Source organism: Pseudomonas sp. GW821-FHT09A09 (genome assembly GCF_059418405.1).
Genome location: NZ_JBWKPU010000003.1, coordinates 77,333 through 96,064, shown reverse-complemented (window position 1 = coordinate 96,064; position 18,732 = coordinate 77,333). Strand labels below are relative to the sequence as shown.

The 18,732-nt window shown below is 59.8% G+C and carries 12 protein-coding genes; 6 read left to right on the top strand and 6 right to left on the bottom strand.

What is annotated here, in order from left to right:
* Positions 1-168: 168 nt before the first annotated feature.
* The 4 genes from AC07OV_RS03320 to AC07OV_RS03305 form a co-directional block, all read right to left on the bottom strand.
* Complete coding sequence (locus AC07OV_RS03320) at positions 169-1,221, bottom strand: transporter family protein (protein WP_495091538.1); 1,053 nt, start codon at positions 1,219-1,221, stop codon at positions 169-171.
* A gap of 80 nt (positions 1,222-1,301) precedes the next feature.
* Positions 1,302-2,702, bottom strand: a complete 1,401-nt coding sequence (locus AC07OV_RS03315; protein WP_495091537.1) for a DUF1254 domain-containing protein — start codon at positions 2,700-2,702, stop codon at positions 1,302-1,304.
* A gap of 63 nt (positions 2,703-2,765) precedes the next feature.
* Entirely contained in the window at positions 2,766-3,527 is a 762-nt protein-coding gene (locus tag AC07OV_RS03310; protein WP_494995809.1) for a hypothetical protein, read from the bottom strand.
* 222 nt (positions 3,528-3,749) lie between these two features.
* The gene (locus tag AC07OV_RS03305; RefSeq protein WP_176996069.1) at positions 3,750-4,115 is read right to left on the bottom strand and encodes a response regulator; all 366 of its coding nucleotides are present in this window, start codon (positions 4,113-4,115) and stop codon (positions 3,750-3,752) included.
* 255 nt (positions 4,116-4,370) lie between these two features.
* Between AC07OV_RS03305 and AC07OV_RS03300 the strand changes: the two genes are divergently transcribed.
* From AC07OV_RS03300 to AC07OV_RS03275, 6 genes are all read left to right on the top strand, one after another.
* Positions 4,371-7,868: a response regulator gene (locus AC07OV_RS03300; protein WP_495091536.1), complete on the top strand. Its 3,498-nt coding sequence runs from the start codon at positions 4,371-4,373 to the stop codon at positions 7,866-7,868.
* Complete coding sequence (locus AC07OV_RS03295; protein ID WP_371319340.1) at positions 7,869-8,699, top strand: CheR family methyltransferase; 831 nt, start codon at positions 7,869-7,871, stop codon at positions 8,697-8,699.
* Positions 8,696-9,301, top strand: a complete 606-nt coding sequence (locus tag AC07OV_RS03290) for a chemotaxis protein CheB (RefSeq protein ID WP_495091535.1) — start codon at positions 8,696-8,698, stop codon at positions 9,299-9,301. Before AC07OV_RS03295 ends, AC07OV_RS03290 begins: the two co-directional genes overlap by 4 nt.
* On the top strand, positions 9,295-10,488 hold the full coding sequence (locus AC07OV_RS03285; RefSeq protein WP_495091534.1) for a hybrid sensor histidine kinase/response regulator: 1,194 nt from the start codon (positions 9,295-9,297) through the stop codon (positions 10,486-10,488). The genes AC07OV_RS03290 and AC07OV_RS03285 overlap by 7 nt, the downstream gene beginning before the upstream one ends.
* 79 nt (positions 10,489-10,567) lie before the next feature.
* Positions 10,568-10,945, top strand: coding sequence for a response regulator (locus AC07OV_RS03280; protein WP_494995805.1), 378 nt, complete (start codon positions 10,568-10,570; stop codon positions 10,943-10,945).
* Between the two features lie 143 nt (positions 10,946-11,088).
* The gene (locus tag AC07OV_RS03275; RefSeq protein ID WP_495091533.1) at positions 11,089-15,411 is read left to right on the top strand and encodes an Mcf1 protease effector domain-containing protein; all 4,323 of its coding nucleotides are present in this window, start codon (positions 11,089-11,091) and stop codon (positions 15,409-15,411) included.
* 39 nt (positions 15,412-15,450) lie between these two features.
* On the opposite strand, the gene AC07OV_RS03270 is transcribed toward AC07OV_RS03275, so the two are convergent.
* Together AC07OV_RS03270 and AC07OV_RS03265 are read right to left on the bottom strand one after the other, a co-directional pair.
* Positions 15,451-17,046, bottom strand: coding sequence for an ATP-binding protein (locus tag AC07OV_RS03270; protein ID WP_494996013.1), 1,596 nt, complete (start codon positions 17,044-17,046; stop codon positions 15,451-15,453).
* Between the two features lie 74 nt (positions 17,047-17,120).
* Positions 17,121-18,620 carry an ATPase domain-containing protein gene (locus AC07OV_RS03265; RefSeq protein ID WP_494995803.1) on the bottom strand — a complete coding sequence of 500 codons (1,500 nt, stop codon included), beginning with the start codon at positions 18,618-18,620 and terminating at the stop codon, positions 17,121-17,123.
* Positions 18,621-18,732 lie beyond the last annotated feature (112 nt).

Sequence of the window (18,732 nt, the reverse complement as noted above, 5' to 3'; positions counted from 1 at the left end):
CGTCCTTGAAGCAGTGGGTCACCAGGGCGCGGCGACCACGGTGTATTGCACGGCATCGCCGATATAACGCGGCGGGTACAAAGTGGGCCCGCAGTGCTGGCGCCGATGCGAAAGGCCAAGGATTACGACCCTGCGTGTGCGATGAAAACGCGACATGGCGCACCTCGTTCACAGCATGAAAGTGGGGATCACCGGGATAAACGACACGCGGAAATTCCAGCGGCTGCTGATCAGGTCGTCAGCGTGGATCACCGAGTACTGCACTTCACCGGAAATGCGCACCGGCAACTTGCCGAAATTGACGATGCGTCCGGCGCCGATGCCGATGGGGAAGTTGACCTTGTTGCCACCTTCGGCTTTCCAGTTGACGGTGACATTGGGCGTCATGCCCACCCGCCATTGCCCCGGGCCAGGAATGGCGCGTTGGATGAAGTACTGGATGTTGGTCAGGCTGACGTCCTTGCGTCGCGCATCGCCACCCACAGACCACCAATGCTGGGGGAATACGCCCAGGGTCCAGTCTTCGCCCAGGTAGGCCGCGACAAAGGCAGGGCCAAGTGAGTATTTGCCGGTGCCCAGCACGTCTTTCTCGGCCGTCGGGAACATGGCCGTGGGGCCGAAGCCCCAGACCATCTTGCCGCCATTGGCAAAACGCACCGGCTGCTTGGGCGAGAACACCCCCACGTACGCCAGGTCGCCGAAGCCCGTAGTGCGGTCGAACGGGTCGTTGACCACCGAGGGGAAGTCGCGGTCAGTCAGCACGCCATAGGGGCTCATGCCGATCAGGTCACCGGCCTTGGAATTGACCGGCGCGCTGACATAGCTGACCGGAAGGCGGTTGATCAGGTTCCAGTCGTCCCCCAGTGAGATGGGAAAGGTCGGCATGAAGCTGTATTTGCCCAGGTAGCGCGTGCCGTTGCTATGGGGGCCTTTGAGGGCGCTGTAGTCGAACTGGTTGAACAGCAACACCAGGTTGCCCACCGGGTTGTCCATCAACTTGGCGATCTGCTCGGTTGACGGCTCGCAACCGGCCTTGACCACTTGCTTGAGGTCGATATCGAAGTCTTGCTGGAGGCGATGGCAGGTTTCGGTATCGGCCTTGGGGGGCGGTGTGGGGCTGCCCAGTTGCGGCAGGTTGGCCGCCGACACACCGCAGCTGGTGAGCAGGCTGAAAACCAGAGGCGTAGCGCGGAACCCTTGCGCACGAGCAGGTGAAATCATGGCGTCATCCATCCTTGTATCGGCCTGATATCAGGGGGTTACATGCCCGGCCTAACCCTGTAGCGGCCGGGCATGCGGCGTTACTTGAGCGGCGTCAACGGCGGCAGTTTCCATTGACCATTACCCACCTCAGGCTTGGGCAGGTAAATCCGCAGTACGGCGTAAAACGGGCCGGGAGGTGCCGGCAGCCAGTTGCTCTGTTCGGCTTTCGGCGGCTCGTGGTGCTGCAACGCCAGGGTCAGGCCTCCGTCGGCGTCCAGTTTGAGGTTGGGCAGCATCCGCGAGTTGATCAGGTAGCGTTTCTTCAGGTTCGGCGCCAGTAGCTTGGTCTTGGCGTCGTACATGGTCAGCGACCAGAAGGCGTCGGCGGGCGGCAGTTGGTCCTTGGCGAAATGCACGGTGTAGCTGTGGCGTGCGCCGTTGGCCGGTTTACCTTCGCTGTCGACGAAGTAGGTCATGTAGATCGCTTCGTCGGTGGAATTGCCGAAAATGCCCAGGTCGGCACCGGCGTAGCGGTACAGGTAGTTGTTTTTCAGGCGGTCACGGCTGCCGAACAGGTCGCCGCTGGACACCTGACGAGTGTCGATTTTGTCTTTCTTGAAGGCCGCAAATTCAGCTCGGGCGTCGGCGATACCGTCTTCCAGGGCCTTGCGTTGCTCAACCGTCAGCTCTTTGACCTTGAATGGCGCGCCCGGGGCGATGCCAATCTTGGCGAAGCGGGCCAGCAGGTCTTTTTCACTGTCCTGAGGTGCAGCAAACGCCAGCATGAAGTTGAGGTAGCGGAACAGCTGTGGACCTTCGGTCATGGTGGCCATCGGCTTGGGCCATTCAATCTTCGGCACGGCGGCCGGGGCCGGCTGTTTCACATAGCTGCTCAGCGACTGCACTTTGTAGCCGTTCTGGATCTGCTTGACCTTGTTCAGGTCCTTTTCATCAAACAACTGCGTGCGGTACAGGGCGTAGGCGATGTTGCTTTCGCTGTAGATCACGCGGTCGACGTCTACCGGCTGCTGACCTTTCCAGTCCGGGCCGGCGATCATGTAGTGGCCGCCATTGTTGCCGGTGCTGCGGGTGCCCAGGTAGGCGATGTTCTGGGTATACAGGTCGATCAGTTGCACCGAGTAGTAACGGTTGTCTTCGATCTTCGGCAGGGTCAGGACCAGGGGTTCCTTACGCAGGTCCATCCACACGAAGGAGTAGGGCGTGTCCGAGTTCGGGGTGACGAACGCGGTGTCCTTGGGGCTGAACACCTGGGCGGTGTTGCCGATATGGTTGAACGGGGCCTTGAAGTTGGCACCGCCTTTATCAACGGCCTGGGTGTAGAGCGTCTTGTACATCGCCACGACCGGGTAGCCATACAGGTACGCCTCCTTGGCAATGGCCCGGGCTTCGGCGGGGGTGGCCGTGAAGTCGGCCAGGGCGCCGGTACTCATCAGTATCGAGAGGCTCGCCAACAGCAGGCGCGTCGGTTTTCCAATCATGTTGTTGCGTCCTTCCAGAGATCTTTTTAAAGGGCGTGGGATGAAAGCGCCGAGTTTCCAGTTTTATTTGCCGAACGTCACGTTAATCCCTGCAAACAAGGTGAACTGGGGCAGGCCATCGCCTTTGCGCGCCACGGTCCATTGCGGCTCGACATAAGCGTTCACGATGTTGGTGCCGGCTTTCCAGGCTTTGCCCGCGCCGAAACCGACAGGAATGTAGTGGGTGTCGTTCTTCAAATCGAAGGTCCAGGTGCCGGTGGAACGCAGGTACCAGCCCTTCGGCAGGTTATGAATGATAAACGGCTGAAAAGTTGCACTCTCCACGTGCGCTCGGTCACGGTCGCCGGCAAATGAACGTTGGTATTGCACCAGCGCACCCAGCAACCCTCGGGGTGACGCATCGATGGCAATGGCCGCCAGCCCGGCCTGCCATTTGCCGGTACCCAGCTCATCGTGCTCAGCGGTGGGCGCGGTGATTTGCGGGCCGATGCCCAGTTGCACGCCTTCGGTCTTGAGCAAGAAGATATCGAACAGGTTCAGGTCGCCGATGCCGGTGCTGTAGCCGCTGTGTGGTTCGGGTCGAGTACTGATGGGCAACGTGGCACGCAGCAGTTGCGGCACGCCGATGAAGTCCGAGGGCGCGACCGGCAACGTGCCGCGCAGTAACAGGTCGTTGGTGTGGGCGTTGGTGTCGAAGAGCCTGGGGGTGTAGTAGTCCTGCAGGTTGGCACCCGGCGCGAGGTTGAGGGGGTTGTTGCTCTTGTTCGCCGTCTCGGCGTTGTCGGCCAGGGCGCTGGCGCCGGGCAGTGTCAAAATGGCCAGCATCCATGCCGACCTGTGCGGCGACTTGAACATGCGCGCTCCCCCCATACCTGGGCGACTATTCCTTGTGATTAATACCTGTAGAGCATGTCGATTGAAGCTAGCAGCTAAATCCGGACGCGCTAGGCAAAACGGCGAATTAGTGCAGGAGTGAGGGGGCTGTCACAGGTGTGTCATAAGGTGCCAGGCGCCGCCCAGACTGGGCGGCGAGGGGCAAGGCGGGCGTCAGGCGCTGGGCAGCATCGATTTGACTTTGTCGCGCAATTGATCGATCGAGAAAGGTTTGCCGATCACCTGCATACCGGGCGGTACATCGATATTTTCGGCATAACCGCTGGCGAACAGGATGGGCAGGGCGGGGCGCAGTTCGCGCACGTTGGTTGCCAGTTGCTTGCCGTCCATGTCAGGCAGGCCGACGTCGGTCATCATCAGGTCGATGGCCTGGGCCGAGTCCTGCACGATCGCCAGGGCCTCCTCGGCATCAGCGGCTTCAAGCACCCGAAACTCCAGTTCTTCGAGGACATCGACGATCAGCATGCGCACGATGGCGTCGTCTTCGACTACAAGGATGGTGGAATCAGCGGCGGACATAAGTAGGGTTCCCGAGAAGTGGAGGTGCAGGTCTTGATCGGATAAAGACCATCCTCTAATGAGTCATGACAATCTCGGCAAGTTCCCGGCCTGGGGATGGCATTGTGAAGGCATTCGTAGGGAATGTCTCGCTCGAACCGCTCTTGCTCCGTACGAATCGGCAGGCATTTGCCCCAAGTTGTCGCGTAAACATAGCCCTGGCCATGGACTTTGGGGCAAACTCCCGGTTTTTCCACACTTGGCCAAGGCATGCCCATGACTCCTGCGTCGTCCGTCGATGAAAAGAGCTTTCGTAACCTACTGAGCCGAAATGTGGCCTTGCCCCTGGGTGTGGGCGTGCTCAGCGCGGTGTTTTTCGTCTGCCTGATCACCTACTTGCTGACGGTGATCCAGTGGGTGGAGCACACCGACCGCGTCATCAATAACCTCAATGAATCGTCCAAACTGACGGTCGACCTGGAAACCGGCATGCGCGGCTTCCTGATCACGGGCGACGAGCATTTCCTCGACCCTTACGAAGTGGCCAAGCCGCGGATCATTGCCGACCTGCGCAATTTGCAGGACCTGGTGGCGGACAATCCCCAGCAGGTCGACCGCCTCAAACGCCTGGAAGCCTTGCAGATCGAGTGGAACAAGTACGCCCAGTCGATGATTGATATGCAGCGAGAAAGCGGTGACTACCGCAGCGCAGTCAAGGCGGGGCGAGGCAAGCGCCTCACCGATGAGATCCGCAAGGAATACGACGATGCGGTGGCGATGGAGCAGCAGTTCCGTATCACCCGTAACGAAGAGGTCACCCGTGCAACGGTGGTCAGTGTCACGTTGTACTTGGCCTTTGTGCTCGGCCTGAGCGGTTTTCTGGCCTATATTGGTCGGAAAAATCTTTTAGCATTATCAGAGAGTTACAACGCAAACCTCGCGTCACAGCAGAGGATTGCAGGGCGCCTGGAACAGCAGGCCTGGCTGCGTAATGGCCAGACTGAACTGGCTGAACAGGTGCTGGGGCAACTGACCCTTAACATGCTCGGCCGCAATATCCTGCAGTTTTTTGCCCAGTACATGGGCTCGGCCGTGGCCGCGCTGTATGTGCGCGAAGAGCATGGCGGCCTGCGGCGCGTGGCCACTTATGGCTTCTCCCGTGAACAGGAGCAGATGGAACAGTCGATCTACAGCGATGAAGGCATCGTCGGCCAGGCTGCCCAGCTGGATCGCCTGATCCGCCTGGACGATGTGCCAGTGGATTACTTCAAGGTCAGCTCCGGCCTGGGCGAAGGTTCGACTCGTAGCGTGCTGGTGATGCCCACCAGTGATGATGACCGCGTCAACGGCGTGATCGAGCTTGGCTTCCTGCGCCCGTTGCAGGAGCGTGACGTGGAACTGCTGGAGCTGATCGCCGGCAATATCGGCACCTCCATCGAGGCCGCCCGCTATCGCCAGCGCCTGCAGGAAGTCTTGGCCGAGACCCAGCAGCTCAACGAAGAGCTGCAAGTGCAGCAGGAAGAGCTCAAGACCGCCAACGAAGAGCTGGAAGAACAGTCGCGCATCCTCAAGGAATCCCAGGCCCACCTGGAAACCCAGCAGGCCGAGCTGGAGCAGACCAACGAGCAACTGGCCGAGCAGACCCAGACCCTGGCCGAGCAGCGCGACGCCATGGACCGCAAGAACGTCGAGCTCAACCAGGCCCAGATGGAGCTGGAAGACCGCGCCGACGAACTGCAGCGCTCGAGCAAGTACAAGTCTGAATTCCTTGCCAACATGTCCCACGAGTTGCGCACACCGCTGAACAGCTCGCTGATCCTGGCCAAGTTGCTGGCCGAGAACCCCCAGGAAAACCTCAGCGCCGAGCAGGTCAAGTTTGCCGAGTCGATCTATTCGGCCGGCAACGACCTGCTGAACCTGATCAACGACATCCTGGATATTTCCAAGGTAGAAGCCGGCAAACTGGAAATGCGTCCGGAGAACTCCAGCGTCGCACGGCTGGTGGATGGGCTGCGCGGCATGTTCGAGCCGCTGGCGGCCGATCGCAAGCTGGGCTTCCAGGTACAGGTCCAGGCAGACGCGCCGGCGATGCTGTTCACCGACCGCCAGCGCCTGGAGCAGATCCTCAAGAACCTGCTGTCCAACGCGGTCAAGTTCACCGAGCAAGGCGATGTGAGCCTGTCGGTATCCCGTGCGCCGGGGGAGGGCATTGCCTTTACCGTGCGCGACTCCGGCATCGGCATTGCGCCGGATCAGCAGGAAAGTATTTTCGAAGCCTTCCGCCAGGCCGATGGCACCACCAACCGCCGCTATGGCGGCACCGGGCTGGGCCTGTCGATCTCCCGCGACCTGGCCACCTTGCTCGGCGGCTACATCAGCGTGACCAGTGAACCGGGCAAGGGCAGCGTATTCACGCTGGTCATGCCCGAGCAGTACGTGGAGCGCGTAGAGGATGCGCCGGCCATTGAGCAACCGCGTCAGGTGGTGACGGCGCCCGCGCCGACGCCAATCAAGGTGTCACCGTTGCCGATGGCCGACACGGCCGCCATCCCACGCTTTGCCGACGACCGCGACAAGGCACCGTTCACCAATCGCTGCATCCTAGTGGTGGAGGATGAGCCCAACTTTGCGCGCATCCTGTTCGACCTGGCCCATGAGCTGGGTTACCACTGCCTGGTGGCCCATGGTGCGGATGAAGGCTACAGCCTGGCGGAAGAATTCATCCCGGACGCGATCCTGCTGGACATGCGCCTGCCCGACCATTCGGGCCTGACCGTGCTGCAACGCCTCAAGGAGCATGCCGATACCCGACACATTCCGGTGCACGTGATTTCCGTGGAAGACCGCGTCGAGGCCGCCATGCACATGGGGGCGGTGGGTTATGCGGTCAAACCCACCACCCGCGAAGAACTCAAGGACGTGTTCGCACGCCTGGAAGCCAAGCTGACCCAGAAGGTCAAGCGTGTGCTGCTGGTGGAGGACGATGACTTGCAGCGCGACAGCATTGCCCGCCTGATCGGCGACGATGACATCGAAATCACCGACGTCGGCTATGCCCAGGCCGCACTCGACCTGCTGCGCACCAACGTCTACGACTGCATGATCATCGACCTCAAGCTGCCGGACATGCTCGGCAACGAGCTGCTCAAGCGCATGGCTACCGAGGACATCTGCTCGTTCCCGCCGGTGATCGTCTACACCGGGCGCAACCTGACCCGGGATGAAGAGGCCGAGCTACGCAAGTATTCGCGCTCGATCATCATCAAGGGCGCGCGCTCGCCGGAACGCTTGCTGGACGAAGTGACACTCTTTCTGCACAAAGTCGAATCCCAGCTGTCCCATGACCGCCAGAAGATGCTCAAGACCGCGCGCAGCCGCGACAAGGTCTTCGAGGGGCGCAAAATCCTGCTGGTGGACGACGATGTGCGCAACATCTTTGCCCTGACCAGCGCCCTGGAGCACAAAGGCGCCGTGGTGGTGATCGGGCGTAACGGCCGTGAAGCCATCGACAAACTCAATGAAGTCGACGATATCGACCTGGTGTTGATGGACGTGATGATGCCGGAAATGGACGGTTACGAGGCCACCGCCTTGATTCGCCAAGACCCGCGCTGGAAAAAGCTGCCGATCATCGCGGTGACGGCCAAGGCCATGAAGGACGATCAGGAGCGCTGCCTGGCAGCCGGCTCCAATGATTACCTGGCCAAGCCGATTGATCTGGACCGTCTGTTCTCACTGATTCGCGTGTGGCTACCCAAGATGGAACGCATTTAAGTGGAGCGAAGTTTTTTGGACAAAAGCAGCGATATTGAGCTGCGCCTGTTGATCGAGGCGATTTACCTCAAGTACAGCTACGATTTTCGCGACTACTCCGGCGCGTCGGTCAAGCGCCGGGTGGCGCATGCCCTGCGCCAGTTCGACTGTGCGACGATTTCGGCGCTGCAGGAGCGGGTGCTGCATGACCCGGCGGCGTTCATGCAATTGCTGCAGTTTTTGACGATTCCGGTGAGCGAGATGTTTCGCGACCCGTCGCACTTCCTGGCGATCCGCCAGGAGGTGGTGCCGCTGCTCAAGACGTACCCGTCGATCAAGATCTGGATCGCCGGCTGCAGCACGGGCGAGGAGGTGTACTCCATGGCCATCCTGCTGCGTGAGGAAGGGTTGCTGGAGCGCACGATCATCTACGCCACGGATATCAACCCGGCGTCGCTGGACAAGGCCAAACAGGGGATCTTCTCCCTGGAGAACGTTCGCGCCTACACCGCCAACTATCAGCAAGCCGGTGGGCAACGTTCATTTGCCGACTACTACACCGCGGCATACGATTACGCGATCTTCGACAAGACGTTGCGCGAGAACGTGACCTTCGCCGACCACAGCCTGGCAACCGACAGCGTATTCTCAGAAACTCAATTAATTTCGTGTCGCAACGTATTGATTTACTTCAATAAGAAATTGCAGGATCGTGCGTTCGGGTTGTTTCATGAGTCGCTGTGTCACCGCGGCTTCCTGGTGCTGGGCAGCAAGGAAACCCTGGATTTTTCCGCGTTCGGCAAACAATTCGAACCCTTGGTCAAGCAAGAACGGATCTACCGAAAACTATGAACACAGTGGCGGCCGGCCCGGCACGTATCCCGGGGATAGAGGCGATTGTGATTGGCGCATCCGCAGGCGGCGTCGAGGCCTTGTTGACGGTGTTTGGCGAGCTGCCGAGCGATTTCGGCTTGCCGATCATCACCGTGCTGCACTTGCCGGACGAGCGCCGCAGCCAACTGGCCGAGGTGTTCGACCGCCGTGTGGCGATGCCGGTGGTCGAGGCGCGTGACAAGGAAGCGATCTGCCCTGGCACCCTGTATTTTGCCGGCCCGGGTTATCACCTGTCGGTGGAGCATGACCGCAGCCTGTCGTTGAGCCAGGAAGACCGGGTGCACCATTCGCGGCCGGCCATCGATTACCTGTTCGAGTCCGCCGCCGATACGTATGGCCCAGGCCTGATGGCCATCCTGCTGACCGGCGCCAACCACGACGGCGCCCGTGGCCTGGCCCACGTCAAGCAGCAGGGCGGAACCACCGTGGTGCAAGACCCTGCCGAAGCACGGGTGGCCGTGATGCCCCGGGCGGCCCTGGCACTGCATACACCTGACCACATTCTTTCTTTGAGCCGCATCGGCTCATTGCTGGCTTCCCTGGAATATTCCCCATGTTAAGTACTGTCCAGGCCAAACTGCTGATCGTTGACGATCTGCCGGAAAACCTGCTGGCCCTCGAAGCGCTGATCAAGCGCGAGGACCGCCAGGTGTTCAAGGCATTGAGCGCCGACGAGGCCTTGTCACTGTTGCTGGAGCACGAGTTCGCCATGGCGATTCTCGACGTGCAGATGCCCGGCATGAACGGTTTCGAGCTGGCCGAACTGATGCGCGGCACCGAAAAGACCAAGAACATCCCGATCGTGTTCGTCAGCGCCGCAGGCCGCGAACTCAACTACGCGTTCAAAGGCTACGAAAGCGGCGCCGTGGACTTCCTGCACAAGCCGCTGGATATCCATGCGGTGAAAAGCAAGGTCAACGTATTCGTCGACCTGTACCGCCAGAGCAAGGCCATGAAGCAACAGGTCGAAGCCCTGGAACGCAGCCGGCGCGAACAGGAACTGCTGCTGACGCGCCTGCAGGCCACCCAGGCCGAGCTGGAGCAGGCAGTGCGCATGCGCGATGACTTCATGTCGATCGTCGCCCATGAGGTGCGCACACCCCTCAATGGCCTGATCCTCGAAACCCAGCTGCGCAAGATGCACCTGGCCCGGGATAACGCCGCCGCGTTCACCCTCGACAAGATGCACGCCATGGTCGACCGCGATGAGCGGCAGATCCAGAGCCTGATCCGCCTGATCGAGGACATGCTCGACGTGTCGCGCATCCGAACCGGCAAGCTGTCGATCCGGCCTGCGCGGTTTGACCTGGCGCAGCTGGTGCACAACCTGGTGGAAAACTTCGCGCCGCAAGTGGCCGCCGCCGGGTCGTCGATGCAACTGACCGTCGAAGGGCCTGTGGAAGGCAACTGGGATGAGTTCCGCATCGAACAGGTCATCACCAACCTGCTGACCAACGCCCTGCGCTACGGGGCCAAGAGCCCGGTGGATGTGCGGGTGTACACCGAACACGGTGAAGCACGGGTGGAAGTGCGTGACCGGGGGATTGGTATCAGCGAAGAAAACCAGAAGCGCATTTTCCAGCAGTTCGAGCGGGTCTCGGCCAGCCACGTCGCGGCCGGGCTGGGCCTGGGGCTGTTTATTTCAGAGCAGATCGTCGCGGCCCATGGCGGCACTATCGAAGTCGAAAGCCAGATAGGCGAGGGCGCCCTGTTCCGGGTGTGCCTGCCCCTTGAAGCGTCGGTATGAAATCAATCGTCAGCTTGACGCAACCTTCTGCGTGACCCCATGGTCGTAATTGCAGCTATTGACCGGACAAAGGCTTCCCATGAGTGAAGATGCACAAGATGTCGTCCTGATCGTTGAGGACGACGAATCCATTATGTTTGTGCTGGGTGAATACCTGGCGGGCCAGGGTTATCGGGTCTTGAAAGCCATCGACGGCGAACAGGCCTTCAAAATCCTGGCGACCAAACCGCACCTGGACCTGATGGTCACTGATTACCGCTTGCCGGGCGGCATTTCCGGGGTACAGATCGCCGAGCCCGCGATCAAGCTGCGCCCGGAGCTGAAAGTCATCTTTATCAGCGGTTATCCGCAGGAAATTCTGGAATGCAACAGCCCGATTACGCGCAATGCGCCGATTCTGGCCAAGCCGTTTGATCTGGATACATTGCAGGAGCATATCCAGCGTTTGTTGGCGTAGCGTTCTTCCCGTCAGAACATCTGCTCATACTTTGACAGGCTGCCCCGTGGAATCCTGCGGGGAGTTTCCACACTCAGATAATGCTATTTCCGACCTTCTACGCTCTGAAGGCCTGATGAAGATATCTAACTACGGAAACCCAGATGATCCCTACACATACGGCTTCGCACAGGCTTTTGACGCCCCCTCCAAGCAGGCTGGTTCCTCCCGTTTCGCCGAACGCCCAATTCGGTACGGCATCCGCGCTCAATAACGATTTTGCCTCCCGCACCAAACGTAGCATTGATGCTCCCCTGAGTACGCCGTTGCTGGCAGCGCGCCTGCAACGCGTTGCTGCCGAGACGCCAGAGGCAGCATCGGGAGACAGTAAAAATATCGAGTACTTTCGCCAAGCAATGATTGAGGGTATCCGGCAAGACATCCCACTGTTCAAAGAGCAAAAGAGCCGAAACCCTGCTGGGATGACACAGGAACAGTTGGACGAGCAGGCCAGCGAGCGCATAGCGAACCTTCTTCAAACAATTCAAATGAAGGTCGAACCGAACTCTACCTACGCGCATTTGTACAAGTTGGGGGCAGCGGGCACGGTCAGTCTCAAGCAATTCATTCTCGACCATGGCTGGATTCTGCCATCGAGCAGCAACGAGTTGAGAAACCTACTGAATTACCTCCAGCGCCCCATGCTCCCGGTGCAAGTATTTGGCGATTGCGGCGGCGCGATGTCATGGCCGCAACCGACTCCTCATGAGCAGCTGTTGGGCGCCTATTACCATCCGGTGCAGACACTGGAAATGCCTGATGGCTCCGAACTGTTCGGTTTGTTGACATCAAAGCTGTCGCTCAGCCAAACCGAAGCCGTTGATCCGAAACAGGTGATCCGTGCCTTGCTTGATTCTCCGGCCGGCCAGGAGGTCGGGCGCGTGCTGCACGATAAATTTGGCACCGTGCCGATGCCCGATGGTGACACCGACTGGCTCCTGACGGCATTGCAGGTTTCTCTAGACCGAGAGAGTGTTCTGGGTCAACAGCCTCCACCCCGCAACCGAGTGGCCGGGTTCGATCTGGCGGATAGCCGCTTCTGGGGCAAGCCGCCTTCGGTGGTCGTGGCCGGACTCACCGAACATCTCAAGAAGTTGAACCGCGCGAGCGAATCCATGGCGCCAACGGCAGCCTATCTACTGCTCGCCCGCAAAGCCCCGCAGTTTCTGGTCAAGGGCGTCCCGCCTGGCGTGGTGTATGGTTCCCACAGTTGGGCCAGCCTGTGCACGGCGGTTGCACGTATCGAAGCACAGGCTCCGGGGAGCGCCGCCGCCATGAACTACGGGCAGGTTATGGCCTTCGACAACGTAGCCCCCGTCACTCTGGCTGATCAAATAGTAGAGCGACATGCGCAGAATGAGGCGATCATCGACTGGGCCGTATGTCATAGCATCATTCCTGCCAATCCCTCTGGTCACTACACGCCAGAACAAATGCTGCGGATCAGGAGCGCCTTCGACGAAGAGGTAAGCCGACTGGCCCAGGCATCGGCGGTCCAGCGGGCCGACATCCCCAGCCGCAAACAGGTCGCCGTGGATTGGCTAAAAGAAGCGTTTGGCGCCGATACGGATTACGAGAAAAAATGTATTTACCCCGAGCCATCGCTCAATGACTTCCCCGGTCCTTACTCGGTGGCAGACCTGGTTATTGAAGGCAAGTTATTGTACGCACCTGTTATAACCCTACCCAGGCATTCGTTCAGAGCGGCGGTGTTCCGCGAGGTGACCGTTCAGTGGAAGTCAACGGATCCGGGCGTGCCCATCGCCCAGATTGTCAGCCAGGCGAAAACCCTGACGTTGCCTGACCTCAATCAACGGTTCGAGGCTAAGGCCAACGAGCATCTGGATCAGCTCGAAGTCAGCTCCTTTGACGCCATCGTACACATGCTGACCAACTTGCCCCTGGAAGACCGGGAGTTCATCGAATATGGCAAGGTCGAGGTCTACCGTGAGGAGTTGATCCATCATCAGCCCTTGTCCTTTCCCTATTGGCGCCGTGGGCAGCCGGACGGGCAAAAGCCGTTGCTCGTCCGTGCCGAACGCGAGGGCAACATCAGGTTTTACGAAGTAAATCCCAATCAACACAAGATTATCCCGAGACCCGACCTTGAGCGCGATTTCAGGGTGGGACACAGCGCGTTCAAGTACCGCTACGAACTGCATCCCAAGCCAATCGATGATGACAAGATCAAGGTGACGAACTATGCGGATATTCCGCGGGATCGACGCTATATCGAAAAGGTGTCGATTGCTCCAGAGGACGAGCAGCGTTTCGCCGAACGCCCGGGTATTTCTGACATTCCCAAGACGTCCGGCAGTACTCGAACCTTTCGTATCGCCCAACTGGTGCGGGACAATATGTACGATCAGGTACGCGAGAAGCTCCTCAAAGAGGCTAAAGGCCTGACGACCTTTGAAAGTGAAGTCCCGTTCATTCGCAAATTTCGCGATTTTTTGCTCAATCTCATCCCCCTGCGCTCGGCCATTGTCAACTTCAGTCGTGGCAATATTGGCGGCGGGATTCAGGATCTGTTTTTCGATACGTTGGGGTTTGTCATCGCCGGCGCGTCAGCGGCGGGGCAGGCCGGGCGAGTTATCAACACTGCCGGTTCGGCGACCTCCAAGGCCTGGCGCGTGGGCTCCATTATCGGGCGCGGTGCCATCGGCGCACTGAGTCCGATTCCCGGCGTCGAGAACGCTGTCGCGGGGGTGGGCCGCTCGGGAATCGCCAGCGCGTCTCGCGCCCGAGCTGTGATTAATCGCGTTCGTGGCGCTACGGGGCACTATGACCTGCTCAAAACCAGCAAGCATTTCGATGCCGCGGCAACAGGCACTTATAAGGTAGGAGGGGAAATCGTCGAGGGCTCTGCCGTTCTGCACCACGGCAAATGGTATCCCTACTCTCCCGCATCCGGGCGCCCCTATGGCGCGGCGATAGACGATTTCACCCCCTCGTTGCGCGCCGGTGGCGAGCACCTGGAAAGCTGGCAAGGCGCCGCACCTGTATTGTCCGAGCAGTCCAGGCGCATTCGCGAAAGCTTCAAATCCCTCAGCCAAAAACTTAAGGAGGGGCCCCACAATGCAGAATTCAGCCACGGCTACGGCAAGGGTGACCCACACAGCATCAAGGGGTTTTCACCCAAGCTGAACTCTGAGCAGGTCATGAAGCTGGCACAGACCCAGGGGCTGACGCCTGCGCAGGTGGGCACGCTGGTGCGCCAGCAGGAACGCCTTGCGGTGCAGCATGCGTTCAGTGGCGTAAAACAGGCGCAGTCGCTCATTGATGCGGCCGGCGGTACTTTCACCCCCAACCCACAGCTGTTTTACTTCAGCCAAGTCGATTCGCTTTCGCAAGGCCAATGTGCGGCGCTTTCAAGAATCATGGCCTCTGCAATGGAACAGGGAAAAGCTCAAACGCTGGTTGAAAACATGTTCAGCGTCGCTGCGCACCCCACACATCCGGCGTCCACGGCATTTACTAAAACGCTGTACGACGCACAAAAACAACTGGGTAGCCCGACGGTTTTCCATGCCGGTAACCCCGTACGGCAAATCTCCCATCATGAACTGATCGCCGAGCTGGGCCGTGCCGACACGTCCATGACCCTGATGATCGATTCGCCAGGACACGCGATGATGGCTGGGGTGAAGGTTGAGGGTAGCCACAAGCAGTTCTTCTTCTATGACCCCAACCTGGGTATTGCCAGTTTTCCAACCCAAGAGGCCATGGAACAGGGCTTGAAAGCGTTGTTTACCCAGAAAAAACCGGCCGTCCCTTACCGCACCTATAGCAACAACCCTGACCGGCTCGAATTCAAGGTCAGTCGCCATGATGAGGGTTGGACGAGCAAGGCGAGCATTCATGAAACGTCGATCAAGCAGTTGTACGAGAAACCTGTCGATACGTCGGTAACGAACACCGGCCAGCAAGTGACCAAGACCATTCCAGTGGAACCCGCTCGCATTTACGTACCCGTCACGGAAGCGGCTCAAAGCCAAGATGCCCATTCGGTGCTGTATACCCGTGGTATCAGCGATTGCACGGCATTGGTGGTGCTGACCGATCTGAAAGACGGGATTTATCACAAGCGCACCCTGATACACCTGCAAGGCGGCGTGGCCGATCCACAGATGCTGCCGTTGTTGAAACAGCTGGATGCATCGCTGGCAGGCGGTGGCAAAGTTATCTTCATCGGTGGTGATAGCGCACGCAGTGCCCAGGGCCTGGCCAGTTCCTTGAAGCAAACACTCGGAGATAGCCAGCCGCTGCTGGACATCATCAACAGGCAGCCTCAATCGACGGTATTGGCCACCGCATCCGGTATCGATGTGAAACCCGATGGGACGTTTGATCTGATAGAAGGCCTGCACCCCACGCAGGTGCTGGATGCCGCGGCGAAAAAACAGGTCTACGATCGAATCGATTGATTCGGAAAGAGGCGTGGGCTGGATTAATCAGCCCACGCGTCAGGTTCTGATCATTTCTCGGACTTTGGCGGTCAGCAGGTCGAAGGTGAAGGGCTTGGTGATCAACTGCATCCCCGGGTCGAGAAAACCGCCGCGTACCGCCGCATGTTCGGCGTATCCGGTAATGAACAGCACCTTGAGTTCCGGGCGGATCTGCCGGCCGATTTCCGCCAGTTGCCGGCCGTTCATACCGGGTAAGCCAACATCGCTGATCAACAGGTCAATACGCTGGTCCGACTCGATGATCGGCACTGCCGTATCGGCGTCGCCGGCTTCGACAAACCCATACCCCAGCTCCTTGAGCACCGCACTGACCAGCACCCGTACCGCCGGGTCATCCTCGACAATCAGCACAGTTTCACCGGCATTGGCAAACGGCAGCAGCGCAGGGTTGGCCGCCTCGACCTGAGCGATTTCGCCGAGGAAGCGCGGCAGGAACAGGCTCACGGTGGTGCCTTTGCCGACTTCACTGTGAATCGTCACATGCCCATGGGACTGGCGGGCAAAACCGTAAATCATCGATAAGCCCAGCCCGGTGCCCTGGCCGATCGGCTTGGTGGTAAAAAACGGGTCGAACACCCGGCTCAAGAGGGTTTCCGGAATGCCGCAGCCTGTGTCGCTGACGCTCAGCTCCACGTAATCACCGGGTCTCAACGTGCCATAAGCGGCAGTAAACACGCTGTCGAGGTGACGATTGGTGGTTTCGACCATCAACTGACCGCCATTAGGCATGGCATCCCGGGCATTGATCACCAGGTTGAGAAGGGCGCTTTCCAATTGGTTGGGGTCCGCTTCAGCGGTCCACAGTTCATGGGTCAGGCGCATGTCCAGGGCGATGCTTTCGTTGATGCTGCGCTGCAACAACTCACCCATGGAACTGACCAGTTGGTTGATCTCCACAGGCTTGGAGTCCAACGACTGGCGACGGGAAAAGGCCAGTAGGCGATGGGTCAGGCCGGCAGCGCGGTTGGCCGAGGTCACGCCCAAGTCGATCAGGCTGTCGAGGTCGTCCAGCTTGCCCCGTGCCACGCGACGTCGCAGCAGCTCCAGGCTGCCGATGATGCCGGTGAGCATGTTGTTGAAGTCATGGGCGATGCCGCCGGTCAATTGGCCCACCGCTTCCATTTTCTGCGACTGGCGCAATGCATCCTCGTTATAACGCAGCTGGGCGGTACGTTCTTCGACCTGCTGTTCCAGGGTTTCCAGGGTACTTTGCAGGCGCCGTTCGCTTTCGCTCAAGTCGATCAGGCGGTCGCGCGCTTCGTATTGCCGGCGTCGACCGCGCAGGGCGGCGCTGACCATACTGATCAGGGTGACCGGATGAAACGGCCGCTCCAGGAAAGTTACGTTGCCCAGCAGGCCGCTCAGGTGTGACGAGCCGTTCTGCTCGCTGCCACCGTGATGGGTCATCAGCACGATCGGCAGGTCAGACCAGGCCGGCTGTTGGTGCAGATACTCCAGCAGCGGGTCCAGCTCAACGCCGCGTAAGGCTTCGGCCGCGATCACCAGCAAGCCGGCACCTTGCTCCAGCGCGTCGCACAGGTGGGCCAGGTTGTTGGCAACGATTCCGCTGTAGCCGGCTTCGTTGAGCATCATCAGCGCCAGGGTGCTGTCGCGTCCCAAAGGCGCGAGGATAATCGCGCGCTCGGAGACCGGGTTCGGGTCGGCCACTAGCCCTCATCCTTGAGCAGAGGCGAACCGGCACCCAGGTAGGTGGGAATGCCGCGCAGTACGCCCTGGAAGTTGTCCAGCGGTTCGCCTACGGTCATGCCACGGCTACCGATACGGTATTCACGGATGGTCGATTCATGGGAGCCGGTGCGCTTCTTGATGATCGAGATCGCCCGGCGCACTTTGCCCAGCGCTTCGAAGTAGCGCAGCAAAATCACAGTGTCGGCCAGATAAGTGATGTCCACCGGCGCCTGCATGTCGCCGACCAGGCCATGCTGGGCCACGGTCATGAAGGTGGCTGCGCCGCGTCGGTTGAGGTACAGCAGCAACTCGTGCATGTGCAGGATCAGCGCATTTTCTTCCGGCATCGCGGCCTGGTAGCCGTTGACGCTGTCGATCACCACGGTCTTGATCCCGCGCTCATCCACACAGCGCCGTACGCGGTGGGAGAACTCGCCGGGCGACAACTCCGCGGCGTCCACCTGTTCGATCAGCAGGTTACCGGTAGCTTGCAGCGCCGCCAGGTCGATGCCCATGTTTTTCATGCGTTCGAACAGCAGGCCCAGTTCTTCATCAAAGATGAAGAGGGCGGCTTTCTCGCCACGGGCCACGGCGGCGGCAGCGAAAATCATCGAGATCAGCGATTTACCCGTACCGGCCGGGCCGAGAATCAGGCTGCTGGAGCCGGTCTCGATACCGCCGCCCAACAGCGAGTCCAGTTCCCTGATGCCACTGGTCAAGGTTTGACGGCTGTAGCCACCCCGATGTTCGGCAGCGACGAGGCGCGGGAACACCTGCACGCCGCCTTGCATGATGGTGAAGTCATGGAAGCCGCCGCGGTATTTCTGGCCACGGTACTTCACCACCCGCACCCGACGCCGTTCAGCGCCGTAGTTGGGGGTCAGTTCTTCCAGTCTAATCACCCCGTGGGCCACGCTGTGCACGGTTTTGTCGAGGGATTCGGTGGTCAGGTCGTCCAGTAGCAGGACGGTGGCGTCGTAGCGCACGAAGTAATGCTTGATGGCCAGGATCTGCCGGCGATAGCGCAGGGAGCTTTGGGCCAGCAGGCGTATCTCGGACAGGCTATCGACCACCACGCGGGTGGGCTTGACCCGTTCCACCACTTCGAAGATCTGCCGGGTCGCTTCGCCCAGTTCCAGGTCCGAGGAATACAGCAGGCTCTGCTGGTGCTCGGCGTTGAGCAAACTCTCGGGTGGGGTCAGTTCGAAGATATGGATGTTGTCATCCAGGTCCCAGCCGTGGGACTTGGCGCCCTGGCGCAATTCGCGCTCGGTCTCGGACAAGGTGATGTACAGCGAACGCTCACCGTTTTTGGCTCCGGCCTGCAGGAAGTGAAGGGCCACGGTGGTCTTGCCGGTCCCCGGCTCACCTTCCAGCAGGAACAGGTGGCTACGCGATAGCCCCCCGGAAAGAATGTCATCAAGACCTTCGATCCCGGTGGCGGCTTTGTCGTTTAACAGCGCATTGGATGTAGACAAGAAGTACCCTCAAGTCACGTACAAGTAGAGGTGCGCGCCGCTCGGGGCGCGCCATATTTACTTGACCGTAGTGGCACGTGGCGGTTCAACGCTTGTTGAGATTTGTACAACG

Coding starts and splice junctions, on each gene's coding strand:
- AC07OV_RS03320 (WP_495091538.1), bottom strand. CDS start 1,221: ATGATTTCACCTGCTCGTGCGCAAGGGTTCCGCGCTACGCCTCTGGTT.
- AC07OV_RS03315 (WP_495091537.1), bottom strand. CDS start 2,702: ATGATTGGAAAACCGACGCGCCTGCTGTTGGCGAGCCTCTCGATACTG.
- AC07OV_RS03310 (WP_494995809.1), bottom strand. CDS start 3,527: ATGCTGGCCATTTTGACACTGCCCGGCGCCAGCGCCCTGGCCGACAAC.
- AC07OV_RS03305 (WP_176996069.1), bottom strand. CDS start 4,115: ATGTCCGCCGCTGATTCCACCATCCTTGTAGTCGAAGACGACGCCATC.
- AC07OV_RS03300 (WP_495091536.1), top strand. CDS start 4,371: ATGACTCCTGCGTCGTCCGTCGATGAAAAGAGCTTTCGTAACCTACTG.
- AC07OV_RS03290 (WP_495091535.1), top strand. CDS start 8,696: ATGAACACAGTGGCGGCCGGCCCGGCACGTATCCCGGGGATAGAGGCG.
- AC07OV_RS03285 (WP_495091534.1), top strand. CDS start 9,295: ATGTTAAGTACTGTCCAGGCCAAACTGCTGATCGTTGACGATCTGCCG.
- AC07OV_RS03280 (WP_494995805.1), top strand. CDS start 10,568: ATGAGTGAAGATGCACAAGATGTCGTCCTGATCGTTGAGGACGACGAA.
- AC07OV_RS03275 (WP_495091533.1), top strand. CDS start 11,089: ATGATCCCTACACATACGGCTTCGCACAGGCTTTTGACGCCCCCTCCA.
- AC07OV_RS03270 (WP_494996013.1), bottom strand. CDS start 17,046: ATGATGCTCAACGAAGCCGGCTACAGCGGAATCGTTGCCAACAACCTG.